Origin of the sequence: Gemmobacter nectariphilus DSM 15620 (assembly GCF_000429765.1) — a bacterium.
GTDB classification, from domain to species: Bacteria; Pseudomonadota; Alphaproteobacteria; order Rhodobacterales; family Rhodobacteraceae; genus Wagnerdoeblera; species Wagnerdoeblera nectariphila.
Map to the genome: position 1 here is coordinate 1 of NZ_AUCM01000018.1, position 19,027 is coordinate 19,027.

The window sequence follows — 19,027 nt, forward strand, 5'->3', positions numbered from 1 at the left end:
GTGGTCTACTTCAACGCAACACAAACCGATCAGCAGGTGCAGGCAGTAGCTTAAGTCAGCCGGAAATCTGTCCAAGAGTTGGGGAGTAGCTCAGAGAACACCAAGTTTATCACCGCCCATGGCATTGAAGAACTGCGGGATATGCTGACCAGTGCAAGGCGATCCTCGGAGGACTGGCGCAACTTCCTCGAGGACTTCGTCAACGATCCCGACGTCATCGCGCGCGTCAAGGAAAATGGACCGCGGTAGCAATCGGGCGGTTACTATGAAGGAGCTGTCCGCCGGGAGCGGTCAGTCGCTTAAGGTCAGGTCAGGACGGGGTTAGGCGTTGATGCGCCAAGCCTCGAGAGCGGCACGGGTCATCCGCCTGGTGCCCACCTGCGAAACGATGCCCCAGTTACTGGCTGCATTCGGCCGCCGCCAGCGGCCCTTGTCCATTTGTCGCATCCGGGCAAGTGCATCGTCGTAGTCGGGGATCACCTCTTCCGAACCTTTCGGTCCGATCATGTACCCCGCACGGCGTTTCAGGCAGGGCGCGAAGATCGTTCCGTCGGCTGCCTCGGGCACGTCGATCTCGACCTGCGGGGCTTCGTCCGGTTCGTTCATCCAGATGGATGGCCACCACGCGGAACGATCCTCGAGCCAAGCCAGCGCCTGCGGCACCGATATGCCGCCATCAACCGGCTGGAACAGGGCGCCCTGTCCGGTCATCAGGTTTTGCATCCGCCCGAGCGAAACCCCACCAAGATCGGCCAGCGCCGCGGGCGCAACCACGCCCGATCCGCTTTCGAGCTGCCGGCGTGCCGAGGCAAGCGCCAGGATCTCACCCGGCGGCGTGGTTCGTGCGTCAGGCAGAAGTTCGATCAGGCGCGAGAGTGTTTCGATCCCTTCGGCGATTTGGTTTCGTGCTTGGTCAGGTGCCGGCATGCCAACCAGCGCGCCGTATCGGCCGTAGAAGGCCATTGCTTCGGCCACGGACAGAAAGGCCTCGTCACGGATTGGAGTCCCCTGCCTTTCGGCGGCGGAGGTTCCGTTCAACAGGTCGATCAGCGCCTCCAGCCGTTTGATGGTCGCCGAGGACCATCCCCGCAGCATCTCCCGGGTGTCGTCGAGGCGAACCTTCCACTCTCCTTCACGGAGGTCATACTGTGGGTTTGCGCTAACCATGTCTTCGGTCCTCGCTTTGCCTCGATAATGTGATGCATACGGCAATTCAAATGAGGGCACAACAGGAGAGTGCTCAACGGTGCGATTTTTTTATCAACGGATTTGAGGGCGACTTCCGCAAGGCTTCGTTTGGACGCAACTTCCGGAGAGGGATGGGGCGAAGTTCGACACCCTGCCGAACTTTCAGATGTGGCGTCAGGGCAGAACTGCAGTAAGCGACCCGTGGGATCAAACACCTAGAGAGCAGGTGATCTGTCAGAGATATGGCGGCGTGCAGGCTGAAAACACTTCGACCCTGCAGTCGCCGACATTGCGGAAACGATGCGGCTGGCGGCTGTCGAACAGATAGGCCTCGCCCGGGCCCAACAGCCGCACCACGCCAGCCACGGTGACTTCAAGCTGCCCAGAGATCACGATGCCCCCTTCGTGGGCATCATGCTCCAGCATCGAGGGGCCGGTGTCGGCCCCCGGCTCGTAATGTTCGTGGAGGATCTGGAGATTGTGTGCCCTAGCGTTTCCGACCTGGCGCAGGGTTAGCCGTCTCGAGCAGGCGTCATCGGAGGTGTAAAGGCGCGAGGTTAGGTCAATCAGCTCTTCGGGCCGAAAGTGCCAATTGGTGGCTTCACCGCGATCCGGCTCGAAGAACTCGGTCATGGTCAGCGGAATGCCCCCGAGGATCTTTCGAAGCGATGCGACAGAAGGGCTGCTGCGGTTCGCCTCGATCATCGAAATCTGCGCGTGTGGCACCCCTGCACGCGCCGCGAGCTGGCGTTGCGACAGGCCAGCCGCAGTCCGTAGCTCTTTCAATCGCTGCCCCACATCGAAATCCAATACGTCGACCCTTTCGCGAGTAGACCCAAGATGCTCCTGTCTAGGGTATTCTACCTCATTGGCCAAGCCCGGGAAGGGACGCGCGAAGCGCAGCGTCATCCGGCCAGGGGAAAGTCCGCCATCCGACGAAGCCTGGCGTGTCGCCGATCGCGGCCTTCAGCAAGTCGGGAAACTTCGCGCTCAGGCCAAGCCCGCTGTCCGGTTTGCGCGGGCAGCCGATGCAGATCGCCCCACCGGGTCGTATGGAGGATCCCGTCGGAGATTCCCTGGTTTTCACGAGCAGGCGGATGTCGGTAGCCCCGGCATCACGGAACAACGTCTCGCCGGATGCGGCCATCCATTTTGCGACTTCGGCGATCAGGTTCGCATCGGCATCAAACCGCCAGACGGCGACCCAGTCCGCTTCGAGCGGCCGCGCCATTTCTTCCATGTCCTGCCCGCGCCAAGCGACGTGGTGGTAGGGCGTGCGCGTGTTGGGCGTCTTGCCGATGTAGTCGGGCCGCCAAGGATCGCGGGCCGCGACCTCCAGATAGCGCGCGAAAGGCCCGGAGGTGAAGATATCCCAGCCGTTGGCTTGATAGATATCCACCATCTGCATCGCGCCCTCTGTCCTCTTGTAGGACGTGCAGACGGTGAAGCCGCCTTCGTAGAGGTGCGGAGAATGCACGGAGGCATACCAGGAATAGAAGCCCGGGAAGGACTCCTCGGCATGGCCTTCTGGGAAATCGAGCTCGACGATGTAGAAGATCGGTGTGGACATCGGTGTCTCCAGGATCAGAACAGGAGGTTCGGAAGGAACAGGGATATCGAAGGGATCAGCAGCAAGATGAATACGCGGATCACATCAACGAGAAAGAACGGCACCACCCCGGCAAAGATCGTTCCTGTCCCGACGTCGGGCAGAACCGATTTCAGCACGAACACATTGCTGCCGATCGGCGGGGTGAGCAGGCCGATTTCGACCGTGACCACCAGCAGGATGCCGAACCAGACCGGATCGTAGCCCAGCGAGATCACCACCGGGTGGAACAGCGGCACTGTCAGGAGGATCATCGAGAGGCTGTCGAGCACGGCGCCCAGCACGAGATAGAGCAGCACGATGATGGCAACGATCGCAAGAGGCGCCACGTCAAGGCTGGAGATCCAGTTCGAGAACCCGGAATGGACGCCAGTGAAATTCACGAAATCGGTGAAGATCATGCCGCCGATCAGGATCGCAAAGAGCATGGCCGAAGTGTAGAGCGACTCTGTCATGATCCGCTTAAGGGCCGGCCATGTCAGACTTCCGCGCAAACCGGCGATAACGAAGGCGGCGCTGGCGCCGACCGCAGCTGCTTCGGTTGCCGTGAAGATGCCTCCGTAGATTCCCCCCATGACAATGCCGAAAAGAAGCGCGACGCTCCAGACGCCGCGCAGGGCGTGCATCCGTCCGCGCCAGCTCAGGCGCGCGCCGGCAGGCCCCCAGTCGGGGTGGCGCCGCACTACATACGACACGGCGACAGAGTAGAGCACGATGCCCAGCAGGCCGGGCAGGATGCCGGCGGCAAACAGCTTGCCGATATGGGTTTCGGTCATCACACCGTAGAAGATCAGGATGACGCTGGGCGGAATGAGGATCCCGAGCGTACCCCCGGCCGCGATGGCCCCTGTTGCCAGCTTGTCGTGATAGCCATAGGCCCTCATCGAGGGCATGGAAACCTTCGCCATGGTCGCGGCCGTGGCCAGCGACGAGCCACAAATGGCGCCAAAGCCGCCGCACGCCACCACAGTCGCCATTGCCAGCCCGCCACGGTAGTGGCCGATCATGGCATTTGCCGCAGCATAGAGTTCTTCGGACAATCGGGCATTGGTCAGCACATTGCCCATCAGGACGAAGAGCGGAATGACCGAAAGCGAGTAGTTCATCGTACTCTGCAAAGTCATCGTGCCCAGAAGCGATAGTGCCGGCTGAAGCCCGACGAGGTACCAGAAGCCCGCAAAGCCAACCACGGTCAAGGCAATCGCAAGCGGCACACGCAAGAAGATCAGCAGGAACAGGCACAGGAAGGCTATGGCCGCGACGGTCACTGCACATACTCCTCGTCATTGTGTTCGGGTTCGCGCGGCCCTTCGGGTGACAGGTCATCGACCAGGTTCAACGCGAAGGACAACACCGTCATGCCGAGAAGGACGGCTGCGACGTGGTAGATCAGGCTGACCGGGAGACTAAAGACTTGTGTGAGATCACCATAGTCGGCCGCCCGATCACCCTGGATCCACGTTCGCCAGGCCATGAGCACGAAGATTCCCCCGCCCAGCAGGTCGGCCAGCACATGCTGAAGCCGCCGGACCGGGCGCAGGATGTTGTCTAGAAGATCAATCGAGACGTGGCTGCGGGCCCGCGTCACCGCTGGTATGATGAGAAACGTCATCAATGCCATGGATAACTCGACCAGTTCAGCCGCGCCCCAGAGGGGCCTGCTGAACATCGTGCGCCCCAGGGCATCGGTGACGCCCGCCAGCATCATCAGGGCAAGTGCGGCCGCACCCAGTACCGTCGCCATCCTCAGGATGATGGCCTGGTAGATCTCATGCGCTCGTCTCATCCTTGCACCTCTTGGGCGTAGCCCCGGACATAGACGTCCGGGCACCGCATCACTGGGCTTCTGCGTCCACCTCGGCAATGATCGCTCGCAGCTCGGAGAGAACCTTCTCTGGGTTCTCCATGCCCTTGGCCTTGGCCGCCGCAGCCCATGCCTTCTCGACAGGCGCCAGGGCTTCATGCAGTTGGGCCATGACCTCGGGGCTGGCCTTTTCGACGGCGTAGCCCTTTTCACGCATGATTTCGCGGGCCTTGGCGTCGCCCTCGTCGGTCACCCTCGCGATCTCGCGCGCCATGGACTCGCCAGATACCGACATGATCGCCTTGCGATCTTCCTCGGAAATGGAGTTCCACTTGGCCTCGTTGATAACGATTGCCTGAGATGCAGTGTAGAGACCGCCGTCGATCAGAGTGAGGTTACGCAAGCCGTCGAAGAGGTTGAACGCGATGGCGGGCTCCTGGCTCAGCAGGGTGCCATCCACGATGCCGGCGTTGACCAGTTCGTAGATCTCGGTCACCGGCTTCTGAACCACGGTGGCCCCCATGGCTTCGACGACAGGAATGGTCGACGCCCCGGGTGTGCGGATCTTTTCGCCCTTCAGATCGGCAAGATCCTTCAGGATGCCTTTGGTCCACCAGAGCTGCCCCGGCCCGTGCGCCCAGAGGGTCAGCGGAACGACGCCCCGGTGTTCGTCGAACTTCTCCAGATATTCATGATAGATGCGCCAGTACCCGACTGCATTCGCGCGAGAAGAGTTGCCCAGGAACGGCAGTTCCGCCACCGAGGTCATGGTGAAACGACCCGGCGAATAGCCATGGATGATATAGGCCACGTCGGCCAGGCCATCGCGCACCACGTCAAGCTGGCCGGCGACAGTGCCCACGACCTTTGGCAGGATCTCTACGGTTACGCGGCCCTCGGTGACGCGCTCGACGTCGGATTGCCATTTCTGCCAGACGGCGGGATAGAGCGCGTGTGTCGTGGGCAGGAAACTCGAGAACCGCAGAACGGTGTCTGCATGAGCCTGAGTTGCCGCTGCGGTGGCTAGAACGGCAGCAGCGATCAAACGTGAAATCTTCATCATTTCTCCTTCGCCTTTCAGTGGTAGCGGCCCGTGCCGCCTGGTGGTGCGCCCTTGAGAACAAGCGCGCTCATCGTCCCCAACTCGGGATGTCGGCCTGTGTTGCGGCCCGCTCGTATTGCGGTGGGACCCTGATGCGATGACCCAGTATCTCGGCTGCATGCCAGGGCCAGCGCGGATCGTTCAGCATTCCGCGCCCAATGGCGACCATGTCTGCCTGTCCGGTGGCGACGATGGCCTCGGCATGATAGGGTGACCGTATCAGCCCGACGGCCATTGTCGGCACTCCGGTCGCCTCCTTTACCTGCGTCGCGAAAGGCACCTGATAGCCGGGGCCCGATGGGATCTTTGCACCCAGGCCATTTCCGCCGCTGGACACATCGAAGAAATCGCAGGATCGCCGGGCCAGCGCCTGGGCGAAAGCGACAGCCTCCGCCGGCGTGATGCCGTCGTCGCGCCAGTCGGTGCCATTCAGTCGCACACCAAGCGGGCGATCCTTGGGCCAGGCCTCGCGCAGCACCTCGAAAACTTCGAGCGGAAAGGTCATGCGGTTGTTCAGACTGCCGCCATAGCGGTCCGTCCGGCGGTTCGCGATTGGCGACAGAAAGCTGCTGACAAGATATCCATGCGCGCCGTGCAGTTCGATCACATCGACACCCAGCCGTACGCAGCGCCGGGCCGCGTCCTCGAAGGCGGCAAGAACCCGGTCCATGTCTGCGCGGGTCATCTCCTCGGGAACAGGCCAGCCCTCGGCAAAAGGAAGTGGGGAAGGGCCGATGACAGGCCAGCCGCCATCAGCGGGCGCTACATGGCCCGGGCCGTCCCAAGGGGCGAGGGTCGAAGCCTTGCGTCCCGCGTGGCTCAACTGCACCCCGACCGGCATATCCGAATGCTTGCGCGCGACCTCGATGACCCTTCCCAGTGCCGCTTCGCTTTCGTCGGAATAGAGGCCCAGACACTCACGCGTGATTCGTCCCTGTGGCTCGACAGCGGTGGCCTCGATCATCATCAGCCCGGCACCGGACAACATGAGGTGACCGATGTGGATCATGTGCCAGTCGCTGGCGCAGCCATCCTGTGCCGAAAACTCACACATCGGTGCAATGACGATACGGTTCGGAAGGGTCACTTGCCTGAGGTCGATGGACTCGAACAGCTTGGACAACTCAAACTCCTTCTGACATGGCGCACCTCTCTAGGCCGGTCGCAACCAGGCGGCGGCAGAAATCCGAGGTCGGTGCTGGTAGTCATGACAGCGCTGCGCCATCATGGGGTCAGGCTGCACAAGTCGATCATAATTGTAAACACAATTCTTCTGCCGCCACCGTAACTTTCCAAGAATGGACTTCACCACGTCTCGTATGCATGGATATTTCCTTGACGAGCGCCTCAGTCGCGCGAATTGTTGCGCGCAATAAACTGAACATTCTTGCGGCTTCCGGCGGCCTGACCGGCTCGGGAAAAAGGAGAAAGCGCACCCATGACGACAGAGAATGGACATCCCGACCTGATACTTTGCGGCGGACCAATCTTCTGCGGTCTGAAGGAAGGCATGGCAGAGGCACTCGCGATCTCGGGCGACCGCATCATGGCCGTCGGACGCACGGACGACATCGCGGCCCTCAAGGGACCCTCGACGCGCGTCATTGACCTTGGCGGACGCCTCGCGACCGCAGGCCTGAACGAAGCGCACATGCACGTCCCGCACGTCGGGATCGGCATGGTAGAGATGAACCTTCGTCCGGAGCGCGGCTTCCGGACACTTGATGCACTACTCTCCGAGGTTGCCAAGAGCGCCGCAGCGACACCGCCTGGCCAATGGGTGGCCGGACGCGGATACGATCATTCGGAACTGACAGAGGGGCGGCACCCCACCATAGAAGAGCTTGACCGCGCCGCTCCGGACCACCCCGTCTACATCGAGCGAACATGTGGTCATGTGGCAATCGCGAACAGCCGGGCCATGGCGGCGGCAGGGATCGACCATTCGACAGCAGACCCGCCAGGCGGCGTGATCGAGAAGAAAGACGCTCGCCTGACGGGATTGCTTGCAGAACGTGCCATGCGGCTTGTCGTGGACGTGAAGCCCAAACCTGACGCCACTTTTCTTGCGGCGGCACTCGAGCGTGCGCATGAACACCTCGTGCGAGAGGGCTTCACCAGTGTGATGGACGCCGCCGTCGGCTTTCTTGCCGGCATGGAGGAACTTGAGGCCTACGAAATCGCCGAGAGGGAGGGCCGCCTCAAGCTGAGAAGCTGGTTGTGCATCTTCGGTAACCCAGACGAGGGAATCGGTCCGCAAGCTTTCAAGGCTGGCTATCGGGCAGGCCGCCGCATGGGCCTGTCAGAGGTCGGTGCGATGAAGATCTTCTGCGATGGCAGCGCCGGATCCCTGACAGCGGCGATGTCGGCGCCGTATCTCGCCGGCGATCCGGGCAACTACGGCGTTCTCACCTATCCCGATGCGGTCGTTCACGACTGGCTGGGCCGCTACCACCGCCAAGGCTATCAACTGGCAATTCACGCGATCGGTGACCGGGCGATCGAACAGGTTCTGACGGGAATTGAGGCGGCCGATGCGCCCGATGCTCTGGTCACAGGACGGCGGCACCGGATCGAACATTGCGGCTATGTCTCGGCCGACCAGATCCGGCGCATGGCAGCACGAGGCATCGACCCCGTGCCGCAGCCGGCCTTCCTTTACGAATTCGGCGATCTTTACATCCAGAACGTCGGGATGGACAGAAGCGCCGGCTCCTATCCCATGAAGACCTGGCTGGAGTCCGGCCTGCACCCGGCGGCCAGTTCAGACGCGCCGGTCTGCAGCACCGATCCCTTTGCTAACCTGTACACAATGATCACACGCAAAAGCCGGAAGGGAACCGAGCTGGGGGCCGACCAGCGGCTTTCGATGGCCGAGGCACTGCACGCCTACACAGCTCTTGGCGCCTACACCCAGTTTGCCGAAGCAGAGAAGGGAACGCTCAGCCCTGGCAAGCTGGCGGACGTGGCGGTCTTCTCGCGCGACCTCTTCGCCGCAACACCGGAAGAGGTCCGCGATGATACGCACTGCGCGATGACAATCATCGGTGGCAAGGTGGTGCACGAGATTTGAGATCGGCGGAAGGTTCATTGCGGCCGGCGGGTGCGGTGACCGAAACGGTCGACCACCGCACCATGCCGCATCAAGAACTCTGGTTCACGGTCTTTAACGATTGTCTTGATCGTCCGCTCAGCTCGGCGAGCCTGTCAGGCCGAGCCGACCGCAGCGGTGACGGACTGGTCCAGAATGTCCAGCGCCTCTGACAGGATTGCATCGGGCATGGTCAGCGGCGGCAGCATACGGACCACGTTGTAGCGCGTGCCGCAGGTCAGCAGCAGCAGCCCGCGCTTCTCCGCCTCAGCCACGATCCGGGTGGCAAGACCGGCGTCGGGGGCATGGCTGTCGCGGTCCGATACCAGTTCCATCGCGATCATCGCGCCAAGGCCGCGGATATTTCCGATGCCGGCGCCCGCGTTGGTCGCGGCGATCTTTTCCAGCCGTGCGCGGATGGTGGCGCCGATGGCACTGGCGCGGGCCATCAGCCCTTCGTCAGCGATCACGTCCAGAACCGCATTGGCGGCTGCCACTGCCAGGGGGTTGCCGGCATAGGTGCCGCCCAGTCCGCCGCCAGACGGTTCGTCCATGATGTCGGCGCGGCCCGTAACAGCAGCAATCGGAAATCCGCCGCCCAGCCCCTTGGCCATCGTCACCAGATCGGGCTTGATGCCGCTGTGTTCCACCGCCAGCATCCGCCCGGTGCGTGCCATGCCGGCCTGAACCTCGTCGAGGATCAGCACGATTCCATGGTCATCCGCCAGCTTGCGCAACGCCTGCAGGAACTCCGGCGGAGTCACGTTGAAACCGCCTTCGCCCTGCACCGGCTCGATCAGCAGGGCGGCGACCTCTTCGGGGGCGATGTCGGCGTGCAGCACGTTGTCGAGGCCCCGCAGCGCCTCGTCTACCGAAACACCGTGATACCCGTTCGGAAATGGCGCATGAAAGATGCCGGCAGGTCCGGGGCCAAATCCGCGCTTGTAGGGGGCTACCTTGCCGGTGAGAGCCATGCCCATCGAAGTGCGGCCATGAAAGCCGCCGCCGAACGAGATCACGCCATAGCGGCCCGTCGCGGCGCGGGCGATCTTGACGGCGTTCTCGACCGCTTCCGCGCCGGTCGTGACCAGCAGGGTGCGATTTTCCGCCCCGGTATCGACCATGGCGTTCAGGCGTTCGCACAGGCGGACATAACCTTCAAAAGGGCCGACGTGAAAACAGGTATGGGTGAAATCGCGCAGCTGCGCTTCGACAGCCGCGATGACCTTGGGGTGACGGTGGCCGGTGTTGTTCACACCGATACCGACGGTCATGTCGATATAGCGCTTGCCCTCGACATCCCACAGCTCAGCATTCTCTGCCCGGGCGACATAGACCGATTTCCCGGCCGCACCGCGGGCAACGGCGGATTTGCGGCGGATTTCGAGTGCGGCGTTCGATGACATGACGGGCTCCCACGAGTCAGCTAGGCGCAGAAGATGCCCGTGGCCGTGGATTCAAGCAAGTTTTTTGTTAGGAATTTTGAGCAACCTACAGATAAGGCGGCGTGCAGGCCGATATCACCACCGTCGGCCCTGGATGCACGTTGCGAAAGCGGTGGGGGATGCGGCTGTCAAACAGATAGGATTGCCCGGCCGTCAGCACGCGCACCTGATCGCCCACCGTAACCTCCAGCGCACCCTCGATCACATAGCCGCCTTCGTTGGAAAAATGCTCCAATCGGGTTTCGCCGGTATCGGCGCCGGGCTGATACACCTCGTGCAGGATTTGCAGGTTGTGCTTTCGCGCGTCGCCGATCTGACGAAAGGAAAACCCCCCCGTCGCGTCCTGAGCCCCGGCGACCGACAGCTTGGAGGTCAGATCGACCAGATCGCCTTCGTCAAAGAACGGCCCTTCGGGCGCAGTTCGCTCGGGGTCAAAGAAATCAGCCAACGTCAAGTTCAATCCGCTCAGTATTTTGCGCAATGTTGCCACTGATGGGCTGGAACGGTTGGTCTCGACAATCGAGATCTGCGCATGGGGAACCCCGGCACGCTTGGCCAGTTGGCGTTGGGACAGACCGGCGGCCCGGCGCATCGCCAGCAGCCGTGCGCCAATGTCGAATGCGGGATCGGTCATGCTGCGCCGCCTTTCCGGGCCGAGGAGATCCGGGATTTGCCTGCCCGCCTGCGCTTGTCAATCCCGCAGACACCACAAGCACCGTCAAACGCAGCGCGAGGCGCCCTTTGACGGCAGCCAGACCATCACCGAACAGGCAGAACAGCTGTTGAACGGCTTGCAACAAGGCTCCCTTTTCTGGGGAGATCGATGTCTAAAGGGTGCCCAGCGTCACCACAACCCGGCGTTCAGAGAGAGGCTGACCGCGTTAGAAAACACAAGGTTGCTCACGTCGCGGCTCGACCGTTCCCCATCTTCGTGTCATGCCGCCATCAAACGGCGGCCTGCGCAGCCCGCGTCCGCCCGCCTAGCCTGCCTCCACCCCTGCCCAATCCAGGCCGAACCTTGCGAGGTATTTCCGCAGGCGGTCTGAATCGTTCTGGCTGGTCTTTTCCGCGCGGGATACGGCGAACAGGCGGCGACCGGCGGCGGCCAATGACGGGCATTCCCGGCAGGCGCGGATCACGGCGGCCAGCTGTGCGCGGTCGAACTCGTCCAGCCGATCGGGTGCCGGCAGGACCGAGGCCAGCAGCGCCCGGTCGTCATCGCATTCGGCCGCCGTCCATTGCGCGGCCAGGGCGGCGATCTCGGCCTCGACCATCGGCAGGGTGATGCGGCCGCGCTCGGCCAGCACCGCGAGGCGATGCGCCGAGGCCTCAAGGTCGCGCAGGTTGCCCGGCCATGGCGTCGCAGGATCGTGGGCAAAGCGCAGATAGCGCGCCAGCGCATCGGCGTTGAAGCCGGTCTTGCGGCCCAGCTGGCGTTCCGATCCGTCGATCAGCGCCAGAAGATGCGCGCCGATATCGTCGCGCCGCTCGCGCAGGGGTGGCAGGTGGAACACCCATTGCGACAGCCGGGCATGCAGATCGGCGCGCAACCGACCCTCGCGCACCAGCGCCCCAAGATCACCCGAGGCCGAGGCGATCAGGTGAAAGCGCGCCGTCACCTCGGCCTCGGAGCCGACAGGACAATAGCGGCCGGTCTCGATCACCTGCAGGATCGCGGCCTGCGCGTCCGTGCCCAGCTCGTCAATGCGGTCCAGGAACAGCACCCCGCCATCCGCCTCGCGCAGAAAGCCGGGGCGCTCGGTTCCGGCAATGCCGGTGGCGGCGCGGCGCTGGCCGAACAGCGCGGGCAGCGCCTGACCCGCGCGCAGGGTGGCGCAATTGACATGCACCAGCCGACCCTTGACCCGGCGGCGGACCAGTTTCAATTCGTGAATACGGGCCGCCAGCGCCGATTTGCCGGTCCCCGGCTCGCCCAGCAGCAGGATCGGCGCGTCCGAGGCGGTGGCGACCAGATCCAGCCGCTCGACCAGCGCCAGCATTGCAGGACTGCGGGTGTCCACCCCGCCCAGCAGCAGCGAGGAATGGTCGCGCGCCGCCGCCTCGAACCGGCGCTGCAAGGCGTTGTAGCGCGCGAGATCCAGGTCGATCACATCCAGCGTGCCATGTGGCGCCCCGCCCTCGCGCGGGGGGGCGGTCTGCAGCAGCCGGGCCGGCACATGGCGGCTTTCGGTCAGCAGGAACCAGCAGATCTGCGCCACATGGGTGCCGGTGGTCAGGTGGAGGTGATACCGCTCGCGGTCCTCATCGAACCCGTAGCTGGACGCAAAATCGTAGAGCTTGCCGTAGACCTCCTGGAAGTCCCAGGGATCGGCCATGTCGATGCGGACCAGCCGGACCTCGGTGCCCGGCGAGACCTTGCCGATCGCCTGCGCGACGTCGCAGGCAAGACGATGGTGGCGCTGGTCATGGATCAGCTCCAGCCGGTCGACGGTAAAGCCGGGATGCGCGCAGAGCTGGACCGTGGGACGCCAGCCCAGCCGCTTGCCCATGTCAAGCTGGACCCCCAGAAAGCCGATGACCACGTTGCGCATGAAGGCCGATCCCAAGAGATAGATCCGGATATCACAGGATAGCACATTCTGTCACGCTTGATGGGTGTCTGCTGAATTTCCTCTTTATATCAACGTATTGAGCGGATCGCGTGTTTTCCTTCTCCGATCCGTCGCCCTGAGGCAGAACCAAAGGGTGAACGACGATCAGGACTTGGACCATGGCAAGGACATCCGTTTGGCAACGCTGGCCGGGTCCCCTCTGGTCCAGGATCATTGTCATCCATGCTGCAAGGAGCCCCGGATTCCCGAACAAGAACGCGGCTTCAGGAACGGTGCGTGCCGGGCGACGAACCTGCCGCACCAGATCGCGGCAGCGGTCGACGACCCCGCCCCGCGCAAGGCGATGCACAGCCCCGCGCCAAGGATCGGGGTGGAACTGGCCTCGTGGCAGAGCCGCGCCAAAGCCCGCAGGCGTGCCCCGCTGGACAGCGACATGATACGCACCCCCCGATCCATTGCACACAACCCCTGGGACGATTGATCCTTTCTGCAAGTGACCACGCATATGACCCATGAACCTTCCGCCGTCACCGGCGCCGACCTGATCGACTGGGGCCACCGCCCCGGCCCGCAGTTCCGCGACCTGCTCGCCCGTGCCAATGCGGCGCGCGGGCAGGGCCTGGGCCTTGTCCGTATCCGCCAGCTGCTGGAGGCCGACCTGCCACCCCCGCCACCCGAGCCGCTGGCCTTGCATGCGCCGGGCGCGATCCCGCTGCATGTCAGCATCCGCGCGGAGGATGCCGACGAACAGCACAATGTGGACAAGGTCATCGCCACCATGACCGAGGTGCTGCGAACCCCGACGGTCGAGGCCGGCGCCGTGATGCCCGATGCCTGTCCGGCCGGACCCTTGGGGACGATCCCTGTGGGCGGCGTGGTCGCGGCGCGGGGCGCGATCCATCCGGGGATGCATTCTGCCGATATCTGCTGTTCTGTGATGATTACGGATCTGGGCGATGTCGACCCCAAAGCCGCGCTGGATGCGGCGCAGGCGATCACCCACTTCGGCACCGGCGGGCGCGACGAGGGTAACCGCCTGACCGTCTCGCCCGACCTGATGGACCAGTTCCGCGCCAACCCGTTCCTGAAGGGCAACCGGATCATGCACGCCGCGCAGGCTCATATGGGCACGCAGGGCGATGGCAACCACTTCCTGTTCATCGGCCGCTCGCGTGCGACGGGGCGGGTGGCGATGGTCACGCATCATGGCTCTCGCGGGCCGGGGAGCCTGCTCTACAAGGGCGGCCTGGAGGTGGCCGAGCAGTTCCGCAAGGCGCTTTCGCCCGATACCCTGGCGCAGAATGCCTGGATCCCGGCCGATACCGCCGAGGGCCGTGATTACTGGCAGGCCCTGCAGGTGATCCGCCGCTGGACCAAGGCTAACCACACCGCCCTGCATCAGGCGGTGGTCGAACGTCTGCGCGCCGATCCGGGCGAGCGGTTCTGGAACGAGCACAACTTCGTCTTTCGCCGCGGCGATCTTTACTACCATGGCAAGGGGGCAACCCCGGCCTGGGACGACTATGCCGAAGATGCCACCGGCCTGACGCTGATCCCGCTGAACATGGCCGAGCCGGTTCTGATGGTGCGCGGGCGCGATGCGGGCCATGCGCTGGGGTTCTCGCCCCATGGCGCCGGGCGCAACTATTCGCGTTCGGAGCACCGCCGCCGGATGGGCGCGGTCACCCCGGCGCAGATGCTGGCGGCCGAGACGGCCGGGCTGGACATCCGCTTCCACGCCGGCGCGGTCGATGCGTCGGAGCTGCCCTCCAGCTACAAGCGGGCCGGGGCGGTGATGGACCAGATCCGCGACTATGGCCTGGCGGATGTCGTCGACTGCATCGACCCCTACGGCTGCATCATGGCCGGCGATATCGCACCGCATTGGAAAGCAAAGCGGAAGAGGGGGTAGACGGGTTCATCCCAGACCTGCCGGGGCATTTTGGACGACATCCACGGATTGCCGAGGACAAGACAGGCTATTGATGGGCCCGGGCATTGACCAGCCGTTAGTTCCTTGTCGTCCCGCCGTCCCCCAGGTTGTTCTGCAGCCCCGGTGCTTGCCGGTCTACTACCCGATCTGATCCGGGTGCACCATGTCCGGCCCCCGCCAGTTTTTGAGCCGCCGTTGACAACGCCGCGGCCGCGCGAAAGATCCTCCCCCCAGCCAGAGTGCCGGTCCCGTCGCGATGGACCACACGATGATGGCGGTGGCGGCGCTTTGCCTGACCAGCCTCGAGCGAGGCAGAAATACTCGGTTTGAAAGGCCAACGATGGAAAAGAAGCGATATCTCCCAATTATCCGCCCGGATGGTAGCTGGATCGACAGGCCTGATCTCTTCCTGCTCGCGCGAATGGGGTATGAGGACAACGCAGACGAACAAGTCGTTCACCAGCTTCATGACGCCATGGTTCGGGCAGACAATACCGTTCCATCGCTTAACGCGTTTGAACAGGACATCGCAAAACGCCACCTGAACCGGGAACTGCGCCTCCGCCTCTTTGCAGGTCAGACACTGCTAGAACTTGTGCGCATTGCCAGAACGAACAATGAACCGCCAAGCGCGGCGCAGGGGATCAGACTTGCCGCTTTCAATCAACATCGGGCGAAGGGACGTTCGTCAGCAGATGACCTGAAGCGCGAAGTTCGGAAAGGGTTCACCGCCTTCAGGGGCACAGCACATCTTCAGGCTGCCATGGTTCTTGCAGACCCCAGCGTGGGGGACATCGAGACATCTGAAGACCACCTGATTCGGTACCTCGCTCGGGCTCGAGGGCTTGAGATCTTCATCGACAACTATGTCGTCAGCAAATCTTTCAAGTGGAATCCCTGGAGGGTTCCAGCCTGCATAGATCCAAATTTCTACATAAATATCAATAGATTGACCCATCAGGAACAAGGCGTGATCACTTCAGACTGATCTTGAAGTGGGGGGAGGGGAAATTTTTTCCCCTCTGCAAAGCTGCTTCGCGTTGCGGCGTGGTGCTCTCAAATAAACCGGAGCGCAACATGTCCGAGACTTACATTTCCGACACACAGCTTGCGACGCGCTATCGCGTGCATCGCGCCACCATTTGGCGCTGGGTCAAGGCTGACCCAAGCTTTCCTCGACCGATCGTCCTGTCCCCTGGCTGCACTCGGTGGAAGCTGTCCCAAATCTGCACCTGGGAGGCCATGAAATATGACCGTGCCAGCGTCTGACTTTGTGATCACAGGATCTGCGGCCAGCCAGTTGGCAACCGGATTCAACACGGAATCCGGCGGGCGGGGTCGCGAACGCGAGAACCCCCGGACCGGCAACCCGAACGGAGCTGAGGGGCACATGCGTATGGTGCGAAGCTCCGGCGAGATGGCGGGCATAACCTGTGCCGATCTCGAAGATGGCCAGTACCGAGCGATCGCAGCATTATGCGAGGCCCTCGCGGAGTGCTGCATCAAGGATGCTGCTGCGATCTGCGCGGCCTACCTCGATGACCACCGCACGGGCGGCCCTGTCATGGGCGATCCGTTCGGCATGGTGTCAGGGGATGCAGCCCTATGGGCCGACAGTGCCCCGGCGCATGAACTGGTCGCCTACGGCACCGCCGCACTGGACAGGCTGCGCACAGCCAACCTTGGCCTCAACGCCCGCAAGCGGCTGTTTGCTGCCCTCTGGCGATCGTTCCCGGACCAGGACCGCAAGGCGTTTCTGGCCCGTGTCGATGCCGAGGGGCGGTTCATTCATCGAGGAACCGAATGACGCGACATGACCACGACCCTTTCAATGTCCCGCGGGCGAATGGGGCGTATGGGCACGAGTTCCGGGAAGGCACCGAGGTCGAACGGGAAGCGATCAAGCCGCTACCGTTCCGACCTTGGGGCAATCGTGATCTGGCGGACATTCGGCCGACCGAGTTCCTGTATTCCGATTTCTACGCCCGTGGCTACACATCCCTGACCGCTGCGCCGCCCAAGGCTGGCAAGTCCATGCTGGGGCTGGCAGAATGTGTGGACATGGCCACCGGCGACGGCTTCCTGACAGGGCAGCCGCGCGAACCGCTACGGGTTCTCTACTACAACGCCGAAGACGATATGTCCGTAATCGAGGCCCGCGTTGCCGCGCTGCTGTGCCGGTATCAGATCGACCAGCGCCAGATTGCCAACACCCTGTTCCCCGTCTCTGGCGTGGATGCTGACGGCTTCTACATGGTCACTGGGCAAGAGGGCGTGGTCAACGAGGGCCTGTTCGTCGCGCTGGAACGGTTCATTGCCGATTGGCACATCGATGTGCTGATCTTCGACCCCCTGCAAGACCTGTCGCGCAGCCCCGAGACCAACGAGGTGTTCCGGGTGCTTGGGCAGCGCCTGCGCAAGCTGGCATCCGGTTCTCGGGTGGCCTTGGGCCTGATCCACCATACCAGAAAGATGACGCCCGGCGCCACGGCCACGATTGACGACGTACGCGGTGGTGGTGCGCTGCGCGGCACTGCACGGTTCAACCGTCTGTTGCTGCCAATGACCCAGGACGAAGGCACCAAGGCCGGCGTGGAAAACCATCGGCACTTCATTCGCATCGCTGATGTGGAAGGCAACCTGGCACCACCTTCCGCCGATGTGAATCGATGGTTCCAGAAGGTCTCTGTGCCCATCCCCAACGGCCAGCATGTCGGGGCCATAGAGCCATGGAAGTGGCCTGATGATTTCATGGGCCTGCGCCGCGAGGATGCGGCTGCGGTCAGGGCCGCAATCGGCGCGTGCGATCCTCCGCCGAAGAAGGACGGACAAGCCAAAAATTGGGCCGGTTACGTCATTGCCAAAACACTTGGCCTGCCCTCAACAGAGAAGGCCGACAAGCGCAGGCTCACCAGCCTTCTGAAGGAGTGGGTAAGAACCGGGGTTCTGGCCGAGGCAGAAGTCGACGATAGACGCGCCGGGCGCTCCGTCAAGGTTGTCATTCAGGGCGTCAACAACCCTATGGAGGTTGTGGAAGAATGATCTGGTTTCCACACCTTGCCACACCTTTCCACACCCTCACCACACAGGTGTGGAGCCGCTCAACCACCACCCCCACACCACCCTCTATAGGGGTGTGGGGGTGTGGTGTGGAGCGGATGGCGTGGCTGTGGCGGCGCTGAGGGGCGCGCACCTTTCCACACTTTGGCTCCGGGGGGCTGATATCTGAATTGGAGTTTTCGGGAATGGACAATCAAAAGCGCAGCTGCAGCCGAGACCAACCGATCGCGAATAGCATGGACAAGAAATCGCCACGCCTTTCTGGCACTTCGATCGGCAATCATCATCTGCGACCCCGCCAACGTGCCTTCGTCATGGAATTTCTGACGGATTTCAACGCCACGCAGGCGGCGATCCGGGCGGGTTACTCCAGGGCCGGCGCCAAGGTGACAGCGCACAAACTGCTAACCAATGCTAACGTCGCGGCTGAAATCGCCCGGCAGTCAGAAGACCGTTTCCGCCGGTTGCGCCTCAGTGCCGACAATCTGATCGAGCGCGCGGCTGCGATCCTGATGGCCGATCCCCGCACGCTGACCGGGCACCACATCGGCCCCTGCCGGTACTGCTGGGGGATCGACCACGACTATCAATGGAAAACCCGGCGCGAATACCGCGATGCCTGTGCCGTGGCCGCGCTGGATGACCGGCCAGAGCCATCGGACGCCGGTGGCTTCGGCTTTCGCCTTGACGGACACGCCAACCCGGATTGCCCGGAATGCTGCGGGTTCGGGACCCCGCGTGCGGTCTTTGCCGACACCCGGAACCTCTCGCCCGAGGCCGCCATCCTGTTCGAAGGGGTCGAGGAAACCCGCGACGGGATCAGGATCAGGATGGCCAACAAGGAGAAAGCCTTCGACATCCTCGCCCGCGTCCATCGTCTGTTCGTCGAACGGCACGAGCACACCGGAAAGGACGGCGCAACCATCGCGCATGACCACAAGGTCAAGGCCCGCGTCATCCTGATCCCGCCCAAGGTCGAGGCGCCGGTGGAAACACGGCCGCTGCCTATCGCCGACCAGGCATGACAGCGCGAGCCGAGGCAGTTGCCGTGTATTCAGATCAGCAGGGCCATGATCGCACCCCTTCCGGCCAATGGCAGCAGTCAGACTTGACGGCACAAGGGCGCCGGTTCCTGCGTGGGCTACTGATCGGGCCCCCGGCCTTCGCCCCGGTGCGCGACAGGGCATCGCGCATTTCGCGGTCTACAGACCCTCCGAGTCCA

The 19,027-nt window shown here is 63.1% G+C and carries 17 protein-coding genes; 7 read left to right on the forward strand and 10 right to left on the reverse strand.

Features of this window, described 5'->3' with window-relative positions:
• Positions 1-321: 321 nt before the first annotated feature.
• The 7 genes from G481_RS26505 to G481_RS0115660 all read right to left on the reverse strand — a co-directional run bounded on the left by G481_RS26505 (position 322) and on the right by G481_RS0115660 (position 6,826).
• On the reverse strand, positions 322-1,167 hold the full coding sequence (locus tag G481_RS26505) for a hypothetical protein (RefSeq protein WP_211235218.1): 846 nt from the start codon (positions 1,165-1,167) through the stop codon (positions 322-324).
• A 255-nt stretch (positions 1,168-1,422) separates the two neighbouring features.
• Complete coding sequence (locus tag G481_RS0115635) at positions 1,423-1,998, reverse strand: cupin domain-containing protein (protein ID WP_028030868.1); 576 nt, start codon at positions 1,996-1,998, stop codon at positions 1,423-1,425.
• A 55-nt stretch (positions 1,999-2,053) separates the two neighbouring features.
• Positions 2,054-2,758: a hypothetical protein gene (locus G481_RS0115640; RefSeq protein WP_028030869.1), complete on the reverse strand. Its 705-nt coding sequence runs from the start codon at positions 2,756-2,758 to the stop codon at positions 2,054-2,056.
• Between the two features lie 14 nt (positions 2,759-2,772).
• Positions 2,773-4,065, reverse strand: coding sequence for a TRAP transporter large permease (locus tag G481_RS0115645; RefSeq protein ID WP_028030870.1), 1,293 nt, complete (start codon positions 4,063-4,065; stop codon positions 2,773-2,775).
• Positions 4,062-4,583 (reverse strand): TRAP transporter small permease, encoded by a 522-nt coding sequence (locus G481_RS0115650; RefSeq protein ID WP_028030871.1) that lies wholly within the window; start codon positions 4,581-4,583, stop codon positions 4,062-4,064. Before G481_RS0115650 ends, G481_RS0115645 begins: the two co-directional genes overlap by 4 nt.
• A 49-nt stretch (positions 4,584-4,632) precedes the next feature.
• Positions 4,633-5,661 (reverse strand): TRAP transporter substrate-binding protein, encoded by a 1,029-nt coding sequence (locus G481_RS0115655; protein WP_028030872.1) that lies wholly within the window; start codon positions 5,659-5,661, stop codon positions 4,633-4,635.
• Between the two features lie 70 nt (positions 5,662-5,731).
• Positions 5,732-6,826 (reverse strand): NADH:flavin oxidoreductase/NADH oxidase, encoded by a 1,095-nt coding sequence (locus tag G481_RS0115660; protein ID WP_028030873.1) that lies wholly within the window; start codon positions 6,824-6,826, stop codon positions 5,732-5,734.
• Positions 6,827-7,141: 315 nt separating this feature from the next.
• On the opposite strand from G481_RS0115660, the gene G481_RS0115665 reads away from it, so the two are divergent.
• Positions 7,142-8,776 (forward strand): amidohydrolase, encoded by a 1,635-nt coding sequence (locus tag G481_RS0115665; protein WP_028030874.1) that lies wholly within the window; start codon positions 7,142-7,144, stop codon positions 8,774-8,776.
• 134 nt (positions 8,777-8,910) lie between these two features.
• Here G481_RS0115665 and gabT read toward each other — a convergent pair whose 3' ends face one another.
• From gabT to G481_RS0115680, 3 genes are all read right to left on the reverse strand, one after another.
• A complete protein-coding gene (gene gabT / locus G481_RS0115670) occupies positions 8,911-10,200 on the reverse strand; it encodes a 4-aminobutyrate--2-oxoglutarate transaminase (protein WP_028030875.1) in 1,290 nt (429 codons plus the stop codon).
• An 85-nt stretch (positions 10,201-10,285) separates the two neighbouring features.
• Positions 10,286-10,873 carry a cupin domain-containing protein gene (locus tag G481_RS0115675; RefSeq protein WP_028030876.1) on the reverse strand — a complete coding sequence of 196 codons (588 nt, stop codon included), beginning with the start codon at positions 10,871-10,873 and terminating at the stop codon, positions 10,286-10,288.
• Between the two features lie 346 nt (positions 10,874-11,219).
• The gene (locus G481_RS0115680) at positions 11,220-12,791 is read right to left on the reverse strand and encodes an RNA repair transcriptional activator RtcR family protein (RefSeq protein ID WP_028030877.1); all 1,572 of its coding nucleotides are present in this window, start codon (positions 12,789-12,791) and stop codon (positions 11,220-11,222) included.
• Positions 12,792-13,317: 526 nt separating this feature from the next.
• Here G481_RS0115680 and G481_RS0115690 point away from each other — a divergent pair.
• The 6 genes from G481_RS0115690 (at position 13,318) to G481_RS24080 (ending at position 18,830) form a co-directional block, all read left to right on the forward strand.
• Complete coding sequence (locus tag G481_RS0115690) at positions 13,318-14,724, forward strand: RtcB family protein (RefSeq protein WP_028030879.1); 1,407 nt, start codon at positions 13,318-13,320, stop codon at positions 14,722-14,724.
• Positions 14,725-15,013: 289 nt separating this feature from the next.
• A complete protein-coding gene (locus tag G481_RS0115695; RefSeq protein ID WP_161630533.1) occupies positions 15,014-15,733 on the forward strand; it encodes a hypothetical protein in 720 nt (239 codons plus the stop codon).
• An 89-nt stretch (positions 15,734-15,822) separates the two neighbouring features.
• The gene (locus G481_RS25525; protein WP_084450984.1) at positions 15,823-16,014 is read left to right on the forward strand and encodes a helix-turn-helix transcriptional regulator; all 192 of its coding nucleotides are present in this window, start codon (positions 15,823-15,825) and stop codon (positions 16,012-16,014) included.
• Positions 16,015-16,135: 121 nt separating this feature from the next.
• The gene (locus tag G481_RS26740) at positions 16,136-16,552 is read left to right on the forward strand and encodes a hypothetical protein (RefSeq protein ID WP_051294576.1); all 417 of its coding nucleotides are present in this window, start codon (positions 16,136-16,138) and stop codon (positions 16,550-16,552) included.
• On the forward strand, positions 16,549-17,787 hold the full coding sequence (locus tag G481_RS0115705; RefSeq protein ID WP_028030881.1) for an AAA family ATPase: 1,239 nt from the start codon (positions 16,549-16,551) through the stop codon (positions 17,785-17,787). The genes G481_RS26740 and G481_RS0115705 overlap by 4 nt, the downstream gene beginning before the upstream one ends.
• A 254-nt stretch (positions 17,788-18,041) precedes the next feature.
• Positions 18,042-18,830: a terminase small subunit gene (locus G481_RS24080; protein WP_051294577.1), complete on the forward strand. Its 789-nt coding sequence runs from the start codon at positions 18,042-18,044 to the stop codon at positions 18,828-18,830.
• Positions 18,831-19,027 lie beyond the last annotated feature (197 nt).

Excerpts from the sequence above, each read along its gene's own strand:
- G481_RS26505 (WP_211235218.1), bottom strand. The coding sequence starts at position 1,167 with ATGGTTAGCGCAAACCCACAGTATGACCTCCGTGAAGGAGAGTGGAAG.
- G481_RS0115640 (WP_028030869.1), bottom strand. The coding sequence starts at position 2,758 with ATGTCCACACCGATCTTCTACATCGTCGAGCTCGATTTCCCAGAAGGC.
- G481_RS0115650 (WP_028030871.1), bottom strand. The coding sequence starts at position 4,583 with ATGAGACGAGCGCATGAGATCTACCAGGCCATCATCCTGAGGATGGCG.
- G481_RS0115655 (WP_028030872.1), bottom strand. The coding sequence starts at position 5,661 with ATGAAGATTTCACGTTTGATCGCTGCTGCCGTTCTAGCCACCGCAGCG.
- G481_RS0115665 (WP_028030874.1), top strand. The coding sequence starts at position 7,142 with ATGACGACAGAGAATGGACATCCCGACCTGATACTTTGCGGCGGACCA.
- gabT (WP_028030875.1), bottom strand. The coding sequence starts at position 10,200 with ATGTCATCGAACGCCGCACTCGAAATCCGCCGCAAATCCGCCGTTGCC.
- G481_RS0115675 (WP_028030876.1), bottom strand. The coding sequence starts at position 10,873 with ATGACCGATCCCGCATTCGACATTGGCGCACGGCTGCTGGCGATGCGC.
- G481_RS0115680 (WP_028030877.1), bottom strand. The coding sequence starts at position 12,791 with ATGCGCAACGTGGTCATCGGCTTTCTGGGGGTCCAGCTTGACATGGGC.
- G481_RS0115690 (WP_028030879.1), top strand. The coding sequence starts at position 13,318 with ATGACCCATGAACCTTCCGCCGTCACCGGCGCCGACCTGATCGACTGG.
- G481_RS0115695 (WP_161630533.1), top strand. The coding sequence starts at position 15,014 with ATGATGGCGGTGGCGGCGCTTTGCCTGACCAGCCTCGAGCGAGGCAGA.
- G481_RS25525 (WP_084450984.1), top strand. The coding sequence starts at position 15,823 with ATGTCCGAGACTTACATTTCCGACACACAGCTTGCGACGCGCTATCGC.
- G481_RS26740 (WP_051294576.1), top strand. The coding sequence starts at position 16,136 with ATGCGTATGGTGCGAAGCTCCGGCGAGATGGCGGGCATAACCTGTGCC.
- G481_RS0115705 (WP_028030881.1), top strand. The coding sequence starts at position 16,549 with ATGACGCGACATGACCACGACCCTTTCAATGTCCCGCGGGCGAATGGG.
- G481_RS24080 (WP_051294577.1), top strand. The coding sequence starts at position 18,042 with ATGGACAAGAAATCGCCACGCCTTTCTGGCACTTCGATCGGCAATCAT.